Below are 16130 nucleotides of genomic sequence, written 5' to 3'. Positions count from 1 at the left end.
TTTCTCGTTTTGACTCTATTATACATGTCTTACATGCCCCAATATGTAATAGTGTCCGTTATTCCGATTAAAATTAATAGGATACCTGCTGTCATTTGAATAGCCCTTCCCATCTTCATACTTTTTCGTAGGATAAGGCGCTTGGCATCAAAGACATAGATCAACAGAAGCATGATGATAAGCGGTACAGCGGTCGCTACGCCAAAAATACTAGGTAAAAGCAACCCATAGGAAGTGCTCGTCACAAGGGGCATTAACCACACAAAGAATAAGACAAACATAGTAGGACAAAAGGCTATAGAAAAACTAGCACCCATTAAGAACGAGCCGATTTTCCCCTCTTTTACTACAGGCGGCAGCAGCAATGTTAAGCGTTGTAAAAAGGTTAATTTGAATAAACCAATTAGCACCAGCCCTGTTAGCAGCATCATCGGCCCAATAGCCTGACGAAAGATTGGAAAATAAACGGTCATCTTTGTTTCAAATGATTGCCCAAAAAGCCAAGCACAAAAGCCAAGCACACTAAAAACAACCACTTTCCCCACTATAAAAAACATAATTTCTTGCCAATTACTGCTCTTTTGAAGTGTTCGATTGCCGTAAAATGTAATGGCACTCATATTACCTGTTAACTGACATGGAGCAAAGGCGCCTATCAAGCCAAGAAGAATGGTCATCATCAGGGCAGAATGCTCATAGCCCTGTAGAAATTGCGTAAGCGGTTCACTAATAAACTGACTAATGGTGGACAATATACTATACATCTAAACACCCTCTATCTATTATTTCTACTAAAATAGTATAAAGGTACATTATGAATAAACAGTGCAGAAAACGGCTTTACCCATACACGCTATTACACGCTACTAAAAAATCATCATAATCAGCCGAGACATACTTTGTAAGCAAGTAAGTATCCGATACAATATGAGAAAATTCTTTTACTGAATAGCTATGTAGAAGATGTTGCTGGCAATCCGCTTCAATCACACTCTTAGGCAGCAAGGCAATACCAAGACCATGCTTGACGAAATGCTTGATTACCTCTGTTTGATTAATATGCATTGTTTGATGGCTAGTAAATTGCTGTAGCACCTGTTGTACTTCCTGCCAATAGGGCGCATATTCATGTGTGAAAAGCGTTTCCTGCTGTAAAAGGGTGAAAGCATCATATTCCTTTTTAGCAATAGGAGCAATTAAATGCAATGGTTCTTGTGCGAGCATCACCGTGTGAAGCTCACGAGTTGAGGTTAATTTGGATAAGCCCATATCGATTACACCAGTAAATACCGCTTCCCCAATTTCATTGGATTTTAAAAGTTCTATCACTACCTGAGTAGAGGGCTTTCGATGCTGGAATGCTGTAATAATAGCTGGTAATGTTGAATTCGCTATTTGCGGAGCAACGCCAATCGTAAGCTTAGCGGTGTAGCCTTTTACGAAGGAATCCATTTGTTGTAGCCCCTCATCTAAAGCGGACAGGATTTTTTGTGCCTGCTGACTAAAATAAGCACCCTGCCGATTTAACGTAACCTGTTTGCTCTGTCGATCAAATAACGGGGTTTGCAATGCCCTTTCTAAATGCTGGATATGCTTCGTTACAGTCGATTGTGTAATAAATCGTTTTTCAGCCGTTTCTCGAAAGTTTTCTGTTTGTGCTGCCACGATAAATGTGCGTAGCCACTCTGTTTCCATCGCCATCCCTCTTTCGTTTTCAACTAGTATAACGAAAAATTTGTAAGTCTTGAAACCTTTTTTCATCATAAGCGTATGTATAGCTAACGATGTCAGTAGGAGGAATGAAAAATGTCTTTTTTTCATAAAGCATTAGCAAGTATTGGTATAGGTTCAGCAACAGTGGATACAAGATTGGAGAAGGATACTTATCGTGCTGGAGAGGTCATGCAGGGGGAAATCATTGTGCGAGGCGGTCAAGTTGAGCAACAGGTCGACACGATTTACCTATCCGTCAATACGACGTATATCCGTGAGTCGAATGATCACAAACATACAGAGGTTGCCACACTGCAGAAGGTCAAAGTAACAGAGCCTTTCACACTGGGCGCAGGCGAGGAAAAAGTCTTCCCAATTTCATTAACATTGCCATTTGAAACACCGATTAGTGCAGGTAAAACACAGGTATGGATTCAAACGGGCCTTGATATTAAAAATGCGGTCGATCCGAGTGATAAGGATTATATTCGTGTCGAGCCAACAGCACTAGCAGGTCATATATTAGATGCGATTCGTGGATTAGGTTTCCGTTTACGTGAAGCTGAATGTGAACAAGCTCCTTCACGCTTCCGAGGCTACTATCCATTTGTCCAAGAATTTGAATTTGTACCCACTGGACAATATAGAAGCCATTTAGATGAGCTTGAATTAGTTTTCCTTTCTCAATCCAACCATTCTGCAGAGATTTTAATGCAAATTGATCGCAAAGTAAAAGGCATTGGTAGCTTTTTTGCTGAAGCATTAGATATGGATGAAAGCTATGTTCGCACAACGGTTACGATGCATGACCTACCGACACTGCAAGCAAAGCTTCAGCAAATCATTTCAAAACACGCCTAATGAACAAAAACTTCAGACGTTCACTTTTGAAACATAAAAATTTAATTTCAACATCAATAGGGTACGAAATCATAATGATTTTCGTACCCTATTTAATAGAATGAGTTTATAAAATCACATAGCATTCGTCGTACCTTTTTTAGAACAGGCATGTATACCAAATGAAGTAATACTAAACAATTTTTCGTTATCAAGACTTAAATAAAAATAAGATAAAAAAATTAAAGGATTCTACATGTTAGATATGACTATACTATAGCCCTATTAATGGAAGGTGTAAATTTGAAATAAAGTAGACCCGTTTATAAAAGAGAAGAATATGAATTTCCTTTCTTTATAAAGTGAACTTTGCTTTTCTTTTGGATTAGTAGCCTACTAAGTGGGAAACGATATTCTATTAAATATTGAATAACATTATTTTCTGAAAGATTACCAAACAAAGTTTGTAAAACTTCTTCATATGTAATATTTGTAATAAATGTAATAATATAATATTTTTACCCTTAAGTAGCTCTGCTTTAAATGCTTTATAAGCCATGTTTATCTATCACCATATGTTACTATCTCCTAATCGTTTTATTTAGATAGGATGAATTCTAGACGTGTTTAATACCTTTATTGAGGCACTTTCCACTTCGGTAGATTTGGTATTTAATCTTATTTTAAACATAGTGTAACAATACAAAACTCCCTTTATATTACAATTGAATTACATAAGGAGGGCGTTAGATGTTAGTTAAAAATAATGAAGATTTATATGAATTACTAGATTCTTTGTTAAGAGAGCCAACAGAATTTTGGGATACATTTTATAAAGATAAAAAAAGAAATGTCCCATTCTTTTGTGATAAACCTGATGAACATTTAGTAAAATATATTGAAAAAGAAACTATAAAGCCACGTAATGTACTTGAAATTGGCTGCGGAAATGGACGAAACGCTATTTATCTAGCTCAAAAAGGTTTTAATGTAACCGCTGTGGATTTATCACAACAAGCAATCGATTGGGCAAAGGAGCAAGCTGATGTCCAAAATGTAAACATTCAGTTAATTTGTGAAAATATCTTTAATTTAAAGCTGCAATCACAAAAGTTTGATTATATATACGATTCTGGTTGTTTTCACCACTTATCACCTCATCGAAGAGTATCCTACATTCAATTTATCAACAAATATTTAAAGAATAATGGTTATTTTTCAATCAGTGCTTTCAAAGAAAATGGAAAGTACGGCGGATCATCGCTGTCCGATAAACAATATTATATGGATAGAAGTTTACATGGTGGTATAGGATATTCCAAAGAAAAATTACAAATAATTTTTTCAAATTTCCAAGAAATTGAGATACGTGAAATGCAGCACGATAATTTAAGTCAAAATGAATTTGGTCTCGAAGATTTTATTGTTTGTCTGTTTAGAAAAATATAATTCTAGGTAGATAAAAATGTATCTTTATATTGTCAATTTGACGCTTTAAACCTGCATTTTTTATTGTTCCTATACTACAATAACAGGGGCTATAGTTGAATAACATAGGTATAAAATGATTAAAATTTTTTAATAAATTATATACATATTAGACTAATGATTAGCCCCCCTTAAATTAGTCATTGTAAATGTTTAACCTTTTAACAAATGTAGATGAGAAAAATAGTCAAAATAAAAAGCACATCACTAAAATTTGCATTTAGTAATGTGCTTTTTCATTTAATGTGTAACATTATAAAAGAAACACTATTGAATAAGACAAAATGTACAATTACTTGTACTTCATATTACAGAGTGGTAGATGGGTTATTGTTCTAATTTATTTCACAGCTTTCTTTACTTTTTCCAGTACTTCTTCAGCTGTCGCTAACTGTAATGCCTCTGTTGCTAAAGACTGCATCTCTGGGACAGATAATTGCTTTAGCAAGGCCCTCGTTTTTAGAATAGACGTAGCACTCATGGAGAACTCATCTAAGCCTAAGCCTAGCAAAAGTGGCACAGCATGCTCATCGCCAGCCATTTCTCCACACATTCCTACCCATTTCTGTTCTTGATGGGCAGCTTTAATGACCATTTGAATTAAACGTAAAATGGCTGGGTTATAGGGTTGGTATAAATAGGAAACTTTTTCATTCATCCGATCTGCCGCCATTGTATATTGAATTAAATCATTTGTGCCGATGGAGAAGAAATCCACTTCTTTTGCAAAAATATCTGCCATTACGGCTGTCGAAGGAATTTCAACCATCATCCCGACCTCTATGGAAGAGCCTACTGCAATACCTCCTGCTATCAGCTTTTCTTTTTCCTCAAGCAAAATTTCTTTAGCCGCACGGAATTCTTGAATGGTCGCTATCATAGGAAACATAATTTTTAAGTTTCCGTAGACAGATGCTCGCAGTAGTGCACGCAATTGTGTGCGGAATAACTCCTGCTGGTCAAGACATAGACGAATGGCACGGTGACCAAGGAATGGATTCATCTCTTCTTGCACAGGTAAATACGGCAGGTGCTTGTCGCCACCGATATCCAGTGTTCGAATAACAACTGGCTTGCCCTTCATACCTTCCAAGACTGTTTTATACGCTGTAAATTGTTCTTCCTCAGATGGCAAATTTTCTCGGCCCATATATAAAAACTCTGTTCGATATAAGCCAATTCCCTCTGCTCCATGACGCAATACCCCATCCAAATCACTTGGCGATCCAATATTAGCCGCTAGCTCAACATGCACGCCATCTTTAGATACGGTTTGCTCATTCACTAAAGTAGACCATTCCGCCTGCTGTGCCCGATAATTTTGTGCCTTTTCCTGATAGTCTGCAATCACTTCGGCACTTGGGTTCACTAGGACTTGACCCGTCAAACCGTCAACAATTAAATAATCGCCATCCTGAATTGTTGTCGTAGCAATCCCTGTTCCTACGACTGCTGGGATTTCTAAGCTACGAGCCATGATGGCTGAATGGGATGTACGCCCACCAATATCGGTAATAAAACCGAGAACAAAGTTGCGATCTAATTGGGCTGTCTCTGAAGGAGTCAAATCATTCGCTACGATAATTACCTGTTCGTTCATATTGCTTGGATTTGGAATATGTACACCGAGTAAGTGTGCTAATATGCGATTTGTCACATCTCTAATATCTGATGCTCGGGCACTCATGTATTCGTCATCCATACCTTCAAATAATGCCACAAACATAGAGGATACTTCATGCAATGCATACTCCGCATTCACCGCTTCGTCCGCAATTTTTTGATTGATAGGCCCAAGTAATTCGGGATCATGAACCACTAATAAATGTGCCTCAAAAATTGCGGCTTCTTCTGCACTAAATTTTTCGAATGTTTGCTGTCGAATGATAACTAGTTCTTGTTCTGCTTTGGCAAGAGCGGCTGCTAAACGTTGCTGCTCTGCCTCGATATCATGAATAGTTGTTTTAGCGAATGTTAAATCTGGTTGGACGAAACGATATGCCTTCGCAATGGCAATGCCGTCTGAAGCGGCAATACCAGTGAGTTGTGTCATTGTGCAAGCCCCATTTCCGTGATGAGTGTCGTTAGTGCTGCTAATGCTTGCTCTTCGTCTTCCCCCTCTACCACTAGTGTAAATTGTGAACCTTGCTTTAAGGCTAATCCCATCACACCTAAGATTGATTTCAAATTAGCGGCTTTTTCTTCTGTACGTATTTCTATAGATGAAGCAAACGGTGTTGCTTTTGCCACAAGCTGGCTCGCTGGTCGTGCATGAATACCTAAAGGATCGACTACTGTCAATTGTTGTGTTTTCATAATTTATTCTCCTCTTCTTGTAAGTCTGTTAAAATCATCACATTTGGATGTTTCGATAAAGCAGTTGCAGGTACGTCTTCTGTATAATCAGATGCCAGTAAACGCTCTAACACCTCACGCTTAGCTTCTCCCACTGCGAGTAACAAAATGCATTTTGCCCGCATAATCGATTGAATACCCATCGTGTAGGCCTGTGTTGGCACTTCGTCAATGGATGAAAAGAAACGCGCGTTAGCTTGACGAGTAGATTCTTCGAGTGTTACAAGATGTGTTAAAGAAGCAAATGACGTACCAGGCTCATTGAAGCCGATATGACCATTTTGACCGATACCAAGCAGTTGGAAATCTAAGGGATATTGTTGCAACAATCCTTCATAGCGAGCTGTTTCCATTAGAGGATCTACTGCTAATCCATCTGGTAAATACGATGTTAAAAATGGTTTTTGATTAAATAAATGTTTGTTCATATAATAGGCGTAGCTTTGCTTATGAGTTGCCTCAAGCCCAACATACTCATCCAAATTAAAGCTAATACAATGTGAAAAATCAATATCTGTTTTACAAATTTTAGCATATAGCGGTTCCATTGTTCCACCAGTAGCTAATCCGAACGTTGTGGCGCCATTATTTTTGGCTTCCGAAATAGTTGCTACTGCATATGAATATAAATCATCCATTGAGGAAAATCTTTTTACTTTCACCACATATCCTCCTTTGTACCCTAGAAATGAATACGCTGACCATACTGATCAATGAGCGCATCGTTATTATTTCCCCCTAAATTATTGCTACCAAACACTGGTACACGAGCGCCCTGTGCATGCATAAGCTCAATGATTTGAGCGAATAAAGCATTTAATAAAGTCGCACCTAACACCGTTGAAACAGGGGCATATTGCAATTGGTCAACGCTTAACACACCATCACCTAATGGCACATGCGTATTCAATACTTCATCTACTACTTGCTCTAAACGCTTTCCTGACGGATGGCGCGATGGCTGGTGCTGATATTCCAGTGATTGCAGTGAAATGGTCAAAGCGCCCGCTTCCTTTGCATAGATAGCCATATCAATGGGCGCTGGATTATTGGCAGAGGTCGAAATGATGATACAAACATCTCGGTCATCAAATTGCAGCTGATCCTTATAGGAGGCTAAAAAAGCCTGTTTTTTTTCATTTTGTGAGGATTGCCGTGCACCCTGATGTAGCATTAACGATTCTATGTGTATCGGTTTGACAGGCACTAAGCCACCTGCTCTGTAGTAACATTCCTGTGCTAATAGCATGGAATGACCAGAGCCAAAGAGCTGGATAATGCCCCCCTTTGTAAGACGTTTACCAATTTGCTTGGCAATATGCATAAGCTGGTTGCTTTCCTGCTGTGCCATCATTGTTAAATATTGATTGACTTGTTGAAAATAGGTATTCATGTTCTATCACCTTTTCATTTCCATCGTTTCATGCCAGATGTTTGTACCTGATGCATATTAGTGACTATTGTCCGCTTGAATTTACATCATATAAGACCTTGCCCGCCTTAATCGTTTGATGGAGCCTTAGATGGTCATCTAAAATCACCGCGTCCGCATCATAGCCTTGTACAAGCTGACCCTTATTACCTAGCTTCAATTGCTCGGCAGCATTATAGCTGGACATTTTGACAAGCTCCTCCAGCGTACAATTCGTAATGTGATGCATATTCCGTACAGCCTGATCCATTTTTAAAATACTGCCTGCTAACGATCCATTTGACAAATGAGCACCTGCTTCTGTCACATGAACTGTTTGACCGCCTAAATCATATGCACCGTAGGGCATTCCCTTTGCGCGCATCGCATCGGTAATTAAAATAAGCCCGTCTGCTCCCTTTAAGCGGTAGGCCATTTCCACCGCACCTTCATGCATATGGATAAAGTCAACAATCAGTTCTGCCTTAATCGCATCTAGTAGCAGGACACCACCAACTACACCTGGATCTCGATGGTGGAATGGACGCATTTGGTTATATAAGTGTGTCCCCTGTGTGGCACCTAGTTGAGCGGCTTGTTGCATTTGCTCAAAGGTAGCATCCGAGTGACCAATTGAAACAATGACACCGCTAGCAGAAATACTTTGCACAGCTGCCATGCCATTCGGTTCTTCTGGTGCTAGCGTAATTTGCTTAATTTTATGGCCACTTAGTTGCTGCCATTTTGTCCATATATCCAAATCTAGCTCGACAATATATTCTAGAGGCTGTGCCCCTGCTCGCTGCTTCGAGACAAATGGCCCTTCGATATGAATACCCAGTACCTCTGCTTCATCTGGCTGTGGCTGGAACTGTGCCACATTTTCAATAGCTCGTTCAATGTTGTCATAGCTTTGTGTCATCGTTGTAGCTAAAAAGCTCGTCGTTCCTTCTTTTAAAAGGGATTGAGCCATCGTATGGAGCCCTTCATCAGAAGCATCCATCGTATCCATTTGAGCGGACCCATGAATGTGCAGATCAATAAATCCTGGCAATAAAAATTTCCCTGAACCATCAAGCTGTTCGACATTGTGGATATCAAGCTGAGGAGCAATTTGAGCAATTTTACCATCCTTCATCCATACATCTACCTGTTCTTCTCGTCCATTGCCATTTACTACTGTGATATTTCGAATGATTAAACTCAAGAAAAACATCTCCTTCTTGAACAAGGGCTGTCGAAAAGGCATCCGTGTGCAATAGCATTGCCTCTGTATACCTTCGCTAACAGCCCCATTAGTCGTTACTTCTTCATTGTAATAATATTCGTTGAGCCTGCTCGTTGATAGCCAGTCTTTTCAAGTGTTATCGCTTGCCCCATTAAGCTTGTGAAGACGACTGGTGTGATGACAGAAGGTACTTGACCTTCAATCTGTACAAGGTCTGCTTTTAATAACGCATCCCCACGCTTAACTTTTTGACCATCTGTCACGAACAGATCAAAACCATCACCATTTAGTTTGACCGTATCTAAGCCAACATGAATTAATACTTCAATGCCCGTATCAGATTTTAAGCCGATTGCATGCTTTGTTGGGAACACCATCACTACTTGACCATCGAATGGTGCATAGACTGCTCCATCTGTTGGACGAATCCCGAAACCTGGGCCCATCAAGCCTGCTGAAAATGCCTCATCAGGCACTTCTGTTAAAGGTAATAAATCGCCAGTCATTGGCATTTCGAAATCATGGAATGTCAACATGTCATTCTTCACTGTTTCTTCTAGGACAGGCTGTGCTGTTGGAAGTCCTGCATTGGCTGGTGCTGGATTGCCTTTTTTCAAACGTTCTTTTATGGCTTCAGCTAAAAACTCAACAGATGTCCCAATGATTACTTGGACATTGGTTTTACTGATACGCATAACACCTCTTGCACCTGTTTGCTTCAATGTTTTTTCATCGACGCTAGCAGAATCCTGTACTAATAAACGTAGGCGAGTTGTACAATAATCCACTTGCTTAATATTGTCTTTTCCACCTAATGCTTCAATTGTATAATATGCACGTAAATCGACATCATTAGCAATAGCATTTACTTCGCCATCCTCATCCTCATCGTCTTCACGTCCAGGTGTTTTTAAGTCTAATTTTTTGATTAAGAAATAGAATACTACAAAGTAAATCGCCCCAAAGCCTAAACCTAAAGGTAATAAGAGCAATGGTTTATCTGCCAGACCAAGGTTGAGTAAGTAGTCAATTAAACCTGCGGAGAAGCCAAAGCCGTCACGGAATCCAACAAGATAGGCCACAGCCAATGAAATACCTGTTAATACCGCATGGATACCATAAAGAACTGGTGATAAGAACATAAAGGAAAATTCAATAGGCTCTGTAACACCCGTTAAAAAGGCTGTTAAAGCGATGGAAACGAACATCCCTCCAACGATTGGACGCTTTTCTTTTTTCGCCGCAAAATACATTGCTAGACAGGCTGCTGGTAAGCCAAACATCATGATTGGGAAGAAACCAGCTTGGAAATGTCCAGCTGATGTGTCTCCTGCTAGGAAGCGGTTGATATCTCCTTTCACGATTTCGCCTGCAGCATTTGTAAATTCACCGAAATCAAACCAAATAATTGTATTGATTACATGGTGGAGACCCACTGGAATTAATAGACGGTTGAAGAAGCCATACATCCCTACGCCAAGTGATCCTGCACCGATCATCCAATTGCCGACAGCATCAATGCCACCCTGAATTGGTCCCCAAACGATCGCTAAAATACTACCTAAAATGGCCATGGTGATGGACGTAATAATCGGTACAAAGCGCCGTCCACCGAAGAATGATAACCATTCTGGAAATTTCACATTATAATATTTGTTATATAATAAGCCTGCCGTAATACCGGCAATAATACCACCAAACACACCCATATTTAATTCTTCGTTAACAGTCCCTAAAACGGCGACTAAAACAAGATGCGCAATCGCACCCGCTAGAGCTGCGCCGCCACTACTATCATGTGCAAACCCCATCGCAATACCAATCGCAAAAACAATTGGTAAATTCCCTAGTATAGCATTACCAGAAGCGGCCATTATACTAGCAATGTACTGGATGGCTTCATTCGGTACGGCCCCAAGCATATCCGCTGAACCTAAACGCAATAGTAATGCTGCTGCTGGTAAAGTTGCGATTGGAAACATGAGCGACTTACCGATTTTTTGTAAGAAAGCAAACATTCATTATCCCCCTTTGGTATAGTTGTCTAGACCACTTTAGTAAAAAAAAAGCGTTTTCACTAAGTTGCTATTATTATAGGCGCAATTCAAAAAAAAATAAATACTTTTTTAATATTTCGTGATGTTAAACAAAAAAACCGCACCCTAATTCGAAATTAGGGCACAGTTCTTCTATAGCTTATGCCGTGACATCACGTTTCATAAAGGTTGAATAACTAATGACAAGGAAAACTACTGCGTAAATAGCAAGTACTGTTAATGAGAAGGGCAACGTCACATCAGCAATCATGGAGCCACCACCATGCTCATACTGTGTTAAATCAGAATGTGTGAGCCAAATATATTTGACGATGTCGTAGCGGCTTAAGAACATAACAATCATGCCGCCTGTAAAAGAAAGGAACATCGTTAAACCAATTGCTAAAGAGCTTGAACGGAATACTGAACCAATCAAAAAGGCAAATAATGTAGACATCACAAAATCGCCACCAGATAATAGGTAATGATAGGCTAAATCACTCCATACGGCCTTTTCAACGACCTGCCCATTGACCATTTCTAATTCCACACCTGTTCCCATGCCGAACAAGACTAAGCCGATAAGGGCACTTACCACAACATTCACCACATACAATAACAAACCAAAAAGAAATGTTGTCAGTAATTTAGACGTCAACACTTTTGCACGGGACATTGGGCGCGTTAAGAGCATTTTAATCGTCCCTGTTGAAAATTCGCTCGATACAATACTAGCTGCGGTAATGACTGTAAATAAAGTGACAAGCGTTAGCATACCGCTTGTAAAGGACATAAAGCTTGCAAGACTACTATCTTTTTGACTTGGTGCATCATTCGCTAAACGATATTCAGAAATAGCCATCTGCTCTTGAAAGTAAGCTTTATCTTCCTCCGTTAAATCTTCACCTGCTAGCGTCTCTTTATAGGATTGAATGGCCTCCTGCTCTATGTCTTTCCAGGAGCCTTCCGTCGGGGATTTTACTTCATAATATTTGGTGATTCCAGCAGGAACAAGAATGACAAGAATCAGCATGGCCACCATTGCCCATGTTCCTTTTTTATGCCATAATTTCATCCACTCATTTTGAATTAGCTTCAGCAATTTGTCCGCCTCCAGTCATTTCTAAGAATTGATCCTCTAATGTTTTTTGATGTGGCTGTACGGCAAATAATTGAATACCTGCTTGGACTAGTTGTGTAGTCATAGCCGGGACATCCTCTTTCTTCATTTCCACCACATAGCCCTGATTCTCTGCTACAAAGTTAAAGTCACGCTGTTCCAGATAAGCAGACACCTGCTCTTTTGGCTCTGCCTCCACATAATAAAACGATGAGCTTTCATTGTGAATATCGCGCAGATCAATCAGCTGCCCATTTTGAATCACGGCCACTCGATCACACATCAATTCAATTTCTGATAATAAGTGACTTGAGACAAAGACAGATACGCCCTCTTCTGAAGCAATCTTACGCAGGTACATACGAAACTCACGAATACCAGCAGGGTCTAAGCCATTCGTCGGTTCATCTAAAATCAAAAATTTCGGTCTGTGCAATAACGCCTGGGCTAATCCTAGTCGCTGTCTCATACCAAGTGAATACGTAGAGACCTTTTCATGTATACGATTTTCGAGCCCAACCTGTTGAATGACCTCCTGAATTCGTTCCTTCGTTACATTTTTATGCATACGTGCAAAATGTAGTAAATTTTTATAGCCTGACATAAATTTATACATTTCTGGATTTTCAACAATCACACCAACTTTACTAATGGCTTCCTCATAATGCTCCTTAAGTGAAAGCCCGTCGATGATGACATTGCCCTCTGTTGGATGCATAAGCCCTGTCATCATTCGGATCGTTGTTGTTTTCCCCGCTCCATTCGGTCCTAAAAACCCTGTAATTTGACCTGGATATAAATCAATGTTTAACTGTTGAATTAATTGCTTTCCTCGAATAGTTTTCGATAAATTTTGCAATTGTACAATTGGTTCTGTCATATTTTTCACCCTTTCTAATCTATTTCGCCTGAGCAATATGCAGTCTGGCAAGACAACATTGCTTTATTGACGATTCTTTCTTCACCTTTAGCTGTCAATATTTTTTACTGAAGGCCGATAAAATCCTTTCATCCACTCAACTGCATCCTTATTAGCCACATCGCGTAATGTTTCCACGTTCTCATAGGCCATGATTGATCCTGCCTGCAATAAAATAATTTGATCTAAAATAGGCTCTACCTCATATAATTCATGTGTGGATAGCAAGATCGTTTGATTTTCGATGTCCGTAAATTGAATTAAGCCTTTAATCAGCTGCTCTCTGACAATAGGGTCTAGCCCAGCAAATGGTTCGTCCATGATATAATAAGGAACCTCTCGCCCAAGGGTGGCAGCCATTTTCATACGACCACGATTACCCTTTGATAATTGGCGTAGCTTTGTACGTGTATCTACCTGTAAAAATTGTGCGACGATACAGGCCTTATCATAGGAAAAATCTCCAAACTGCGAAGCATAATGCTGGAAAAGCTGTTCACCCGTGTAGTACTCAAAAAACAAATCTGTATCTGGTAAATAAGCAATTTTGTCAGCACTTCTACGTGTGACTGGTTCACCCTCTAGTGTGATCTCACCAGCAGTGGGTCGCAGTAAACCAGCTAAAACTTTCATAAGCGTAGATTTACCACTACCATTTTCCCCAACTAGTCCAATGATTTGTCCAATCGGAAAGGAAAAGGATAGATCCTGTAAAACTGGCTTTTTCTTATATTGAAAAGATACATTTAATAGCTGTAACATCCCTTCACCTCACGCTTTATTTTTCAAAACCACCAGCATTTCTTCCTTTGAAAAGCCTAATGCCTCAATCGATGTTAAAAAATTTTCAGCCAGCTGATTTTTCATCTCTTCCCGCAATAACTCAATGCGCTCCTCATTGCTCGTAATAAATGTACCCTGTCCTCGTTTGGTTTCCGTTATATTCATTGCCTCTAACTCCTTGTATACACGTTGCACCGTATTGACATTGACACCTGTTTCTACTGCATATTCTCGAACGGAGGGAAGTCGATCACCTAGCTGCAACTTCCCCTTCAAAATGTCTCCACAAATTCGATCGACAAGCTGGCTATAAATGGGTTTGTCACGCGAAAAATCCATCGTCATCGTAAAACCACCCTTTCAAGCCACTTCGATGCTGCTAAAAACAGCAGTAGTAGTAATAACGTAATGGCTACTTCCTCAACGACATAAATCGAGCCAAGCATCCATTCCATCGTCATTTCTTTCCCTGTTGGTAGATATTGTTCGATGCTTTGAAGCGAAACCTCTCCATGGAGGAAGATCGTTCGATACAGCTGACTCTCCGTTACCCGCACCCAACCAGCTGTGGTTACATAAAACGCAATCATTGTCAGCACAATCGAAAAACGACCTATTACGCGCTTTAATTGTAAATAAAAAGCTAAAAAGAATAAAAGAATGATAAATAGCATTAATTGTAAAATCGTCAATATAATAACAACTATTACCAGAACCAATAAAATTTGTCCAGCGCTGGCAATCAGCTCATCCTTAATATTGAAAATGGCTATACTCGTAAAAAGGATAGTGAAGAGGACATATCCTACTAATGAGCAAACCAATTTTGCGCCGATAAGCTTTGTGATGGAGCTTGTTGAATGGAGCCAGCTCTCCTTTGCTTTAATATCCAATCGCATCGATGCCAAAAATTGTAAAACAGAATAAAATCCTCCTAGAAAAAGGACGAGTATCGTAAATGCAAATGCTAGTTGATGCTCATGTGCAAAGAGATTGACATACTGATGTAGGATATAGGGAACGATCCAAGATAGCATAAGTCCCATAAATATCCCTACTAGAAACCATGAGCGATAAAGTACCCATTCTTTTTTTAAAAGTCCTGTAAAGCTTTTCAATCACAACACCTCGTGTCATAGTGTACTAGTTACATATTACACTATAACTTTTTTGTTGGCAAGTGGTAAATACAAGAAAAAGGAAATTTTGTTTACTCAACAATTACGCTTATGCTCAAAGAAGGTATTCACCTATTAAACACAGAATATATGGATAGCACGCTAACACTAAGCGTAAGGTGGTACTTGAATGGATAAAAGAGTTGTCTTTGATTTTGAAATTGAATTTACCAATGGTGGTGGCATACAAGGGCAGGATTTTCGCCTTGATATTGATGGAGATGACATATCGGACGAAGAGCTAGCTAAGTATATTGTGGAAGATATGAGGTTGCTCATGGTTGGCAAGGTAACGATCCTAAACAAAAAAATTATGAATGAAAAACATAAACGAAAACCTCTTGATGAGCAAGAAAGGATATGAAGCTCGTTGAAAGCGATACTATTTGATTTAGATGATACCTTACTTAATCGAGATCATGCTGTCGATAACCTGTTTTATATTATTTTGGAAAAATACTATGGTGCTATTCAGGGTATGCTCAAAAAGGACATGCTGGAAAAATTTAAGGAATACGATAAAAGAGACTATGGGATTGCCGATAAAACCAATGTTTTATCATCGTTTTTTGATGCGTTTCCATCAACTTTTCAATTGCCTCGCCATGACATGCAAGATTTTTGGGATCAGCAGTTTCCATATTGCTTTTCTATCGATCAACATACGTTGAATGTTCTCCAAACGATTAAGAAGCAAGTACAAGTTGGCATTATCACAAACGGCTCTACACAGCGACAAAAGGCTAAAATCACACATACAGGTTTAGCTAGCTATTTTGATGTTATCCTTATTTCTGAGGAAGTAGGCTTAACTAAGCCTGACAAACGCATATTCGAATTAGCCTTAAATCAGCTTCATGTACAACCAGAAGAAGCCCTATTCGTTGGGGATGACCTAGAAAAGGATATCGTTGGTTGTCAGCAAGCAAGGATGAAAGGCATATGGTTCAATCCTCATCGCCTCACGAATCCTACTGACATTAAACCTGATGCCGTGATTCATTCATTTGATCCATTAATAAAAGGAAGAGCCCTGTTTAACTAGGACTCTTCCTTTGA

General features: G+C 39.4%; 17 protein-coding genes. 4 read left to right on the top strand and 13 right to left on the bottom strand.

The genetic code is table 11. The features are described 5' to 3' along the window. Positions 1 to 29: 29 nt before the first annotated feature. Together PSR12_RS08895 and PSR12_RS08890 are read right to left on the bottom strand one after the other, a co-directional pair. Entirely contained in the window at positions 30 to 764 is a 735-nt protein-coding gene (locus PSR12_RS08895; RefSeq protein ID WP_274772722.1) for an urease accessory protein UreH domain-containing protein, read from the bottom strand. A gap of 76 nt (positions 765 to 840) precedes the next feature. After that, positions 841 to 1695 (bottom strand): LysR family transcriptional regulator, encoded by an 855-nt coding sequence (locus tag PSR12_RS08890; protein ID WP_274772720.1) that lies wholly within the window; start codon positions 1693 to 1695, stop codon positions 841 to 843. Positions 1696 to 1806: 111 nt separating this feature from the next. Between PSR12_RS08890 and PSR12_RS08885 the strand changes: the two genes are divergently transcribed. Both PSR12_RS08885 and PSR12_RS08880 read left to right on the top strand, forming a co-directional pair. Further along, entirely contained in the window at positions 1807 to 2574 is a 768-nt protein-coding gene (locus PSR12_RS08885; protein WP_257521901.1) for a sporulation protein, read from the top strand. A 729-nt stretch (positions 2575 to 3303) separates the two neighbouring features. Then, on the top strand, positions 3304 to 4002 hold the full coding sequence (locus tag PSR12_RS08880) for a class I SAM-dependent methyltransferase (RefSeq protein ID WP_221680862.1): 699 nt from the start codon (positions 3304 to 3306) through the stop codon (positions 4000 to 4002). Between the two features lie 379 nt (positions 4003 to 4381). Here PSR12_RS08880 and ptsP read toward each other — a convergent pair whose 3' ends face one another. The 11 genes from ptsP to PSR12_RS08825 all read right to left on the bottom strand — a co-directional run bounded on the left by ptsP (position 4382) and on the right by PSR12_RS08825 (position 15011). Continuing rightward, entirely contained in the window at positions 4382 to 6094 is a 1713-nt protein-coding gene (gene ptsP / locus PSR12_RS08875; RefSeq protein WP_274772717.1) for a phosphoenolpyruvate--protein phosphotransferase, read from the bottom strand. Further along, on the bottom strand, positions 6091 to 6357 hold the full coding sequence (locus tag PSR12_RS08870) for an HPr family phosphocarrier protein (protein WP_221680860.1): 267 nt from the start codon (positions 6355 to 6357) through the stop codon (positions 6091 to 6093). Before PSR12_RS08870 ends, ptsP begins: the two co-directional genes overlap by 4 nt. Continuing rightward, positions 6354 to 7058, bottom strand: a complete 705-nt coding sequence (locus tag PSR12_RS08865; RefSeq protein WP_221680859.1) for a glucosamine-6-phosphate deaminase — start codon at positions 7056 to 7058, stop codon at positions 6354 to 6356. Before PSR12_RS08865 ends, PSR12_RS08870 begins: the two co-directional genes overlap by 4 nt. Before the next feature lie 20 nt (positions 7059 to 7078). After that, on the bottom strand, positions 7079 to 7789 hold the full coding sequence (locus tag PSR12_RS08860; protein WP_274772714.1) for a sugar isomerase domain-containing protein: 711 nt from the start codon (positions 7787 to 7789) through the stop codon (positions 7079 to 7081). Between the two features lie 64 nt (positions 7790 to 7853). Continuing rightward, entirely contained in the window at positions 7854 to 9014 is a 1161-nt protein-coding gene (gene nagA / locus PSR12_RS08855) for an N-acetylglucosamine-6-phosphate deacetylase (RefSeq protein ID WP_373880542.1), read from the bottom strand. 95 nt (positions 9015 to 9109) lie between these two features. Continuing rightward, positions 9110 to 11053, bottom strand: a complete 1944-nt coding sequence (gene nagE / locus PSR12_RS08850; RefSeq protein WP_274772711.1) for an N-acetylglucosamine-specific PTS transporter subunit IIBC — start codon at positions 11051 to 11053, stop codon at positions 9110 to 9112. 178 nt (positions 11054 to 11231) lie between these two features. Further along, entirely contained in the window at positions 11232 to 12173 is a 942-nt protein-coding gene (locus tag PSR12_RS08845) for an ABC transporter permease (RefSeq protein ID WP_004229314.1), read from the bottom strand. Further along, complete coding sequence (locus PSR12_RS08840; RefSeq protein ID WP_004229316.1) at positions 12151 to 13071, bottom strand: ABC transporter ATP-binding protein; 921 nt, start codon at positions 13069 to 13071, stop codon at positions 12151 to 12153. The genes PSR12_RS08845 and PSR12_RS08840 overlap by 23 nt, the downstream gene beginning before the upstream one ends. Before the next feature lie 87 nt (positions 13072 to 13158). Next, on the bottom strand, positions 13159 to 13872 hold the full coding sequence (locus PSR12_RS08835; protein WP_274772709.1) for an ABC transporter ATP-binding protein: 714 nt from the start codon (positions 13870 to 13872) through the stop codon (positions 13159 to 13161). A gap of 9 nt (positions 13873 to 13881) precedes the next feature. Then, positions 13882 to 14238: a GntR family transcriptional regulator gene (locus PSR12_RS08830; protein ID WP_004229320.1), complete on the bottom strand. Its 357-nt coding sequence runs from the start codon at positions 14236 to 14238 to the stop codon at positions 13882 to 13884. Further along, a complete protein-coding gene (locus PSR12_RS08825; protein WP_221680853.1) occupies positions 14235 to 15011 on the bottom strand; it encodes a hypothetical protein in 777 nt (258 codons plus the stop codon). The genes PSR12_RS08830 and PSR12_RS08825 overlap by 4 nt, the downstream gene beginning before the upstream one ends. Positions 15012 to 15201: 190 nt before the next feature. On the opposite strand from PSR12_RS08825, the gene PSR12_RS08820 reads away from it, so the two are divergent. Continuing rightward, positions 15202 to 15435, top strand: coding sequence for a cyclase (locus tag PSR12_RS08820; RefSeq protein WP_274772707.1), 234 nt, complete (start codon positions 15202 to 15204; stop codon positions 15433 to 15435). Positions 15436 to 15441: 6 nt separating this feature from the next. Next, entirely contained in the window at positions 15442 to 16116 is a 675-nt protein-coding gene (locus tag PSR12_RS08815; protein WP_274772706.1) for an HAD family hydrolase, read from the top strand. Positions 16117 to 16130 lie beyond the last annotated feature (14 nt).

This window comes from Lysinibacillus sp. G01H (genome assembly GCF_028872195.1).
GTDB lineage: Bacteria > Bacillota > Bacilli > Bacillales_A > Planococcaceae > Lysinibacillus > Lysinibacillus capsici.
Note: the sequence above shows the minus strand (reverse complement) of the source record. Positions and strands in the feature narration are given on the sequence as shown.

What these genes read in the sequence shown, in the direction of transcription:
- PSR12_RS08895 (WP_274772722.1), bottom strand. Translation starts at nt 764, where the DNA reads ATGTATAGTATATTGTCCACCATTAGTCAGTTTATTAGTGAACCGCTT.
- PSR12_RS08890 (WP_274772720.1), bottom strand. Translation starts at nt 1,695, where the DNA reads ATGGAAACAGAGTGGCTACGCACATTTATCGTGGCAGCACAAACAGAA.
- PSR12_RS08885 (WP_257521901.1), top strand. Translation starts at nt 1,807, where the DNA reads ATGTCTTTTTTTCATAAAGCATTAGCAAGTATTGGTATAGGTTCAGCA.
- PSR12_RS08880 (WP_221680862.1), top strand. Translation starts at nt 3,304, where the DNA reads ATGTTAGTTAAAAATAATGAAGATTTATATGAATTACTAGATTCTTTG.
- ptsP (WP_274772717.1), bottom strand. Translation starts at nt 6,094, where the DNA reads ATGACACAACTCACTGGTATTGCCGCTTCAGACGGCATTGCCATTGCG.
- PSR12_RS08870 (WP_221680860.1), bottom strand. Translation starts at nt 6,357, where the DNA reads ATGAAAACACAACAATTGACAGTAGTCGATCCTTTAGGTATTCATGCA.
- PSR12_RS08860 (WP_274772714.1), bottom strand. Translation starts at nt 7,789, where the DNA reads ATGAATACCTATTTTCAACAAGTCAATCAATATTTAACAATGATGGCA.
- nagE (WP_274772711.1), bottom strand. Translation starts at nt 11,053, where the DNA reads ATGTTTGCTTTCTTACAAAAAATCGGTAAGTCGCTCATGTTTCCAATC.
- PSR12_RS08840 (WP_004229316.1), bottom strand. Translation starts at nt 13,071, where the DNA reads ATGACAGAACCAATTGTACAATTGCAAAATTTATCGAAAACTATTCGA.
- PSR12_RS08835 (WP_274772709.1), bottom strand. Translation starts at nt 13,872, where the DNA reads ATGTTACAGCTATTAAATGTATCTTTTCAATATAAGAAAAAGCCAGTT.
- PSR12_RS08830 (WP_004229320.1), bottom strand. Translation starts at nt 14,238, where the DNA reads ATGACGATGGATTTTTCGCGTGACAAACCCATTTATAGCCAGCTTGTC.
- PSR12_RS08820 (WP_274772707.1), top strand. Translation starts at nt 15,202, where the DNA reads ATGGATAAAAGAGTTGTCTTTGATTTTGAAATTGAATTTACCAATGGT.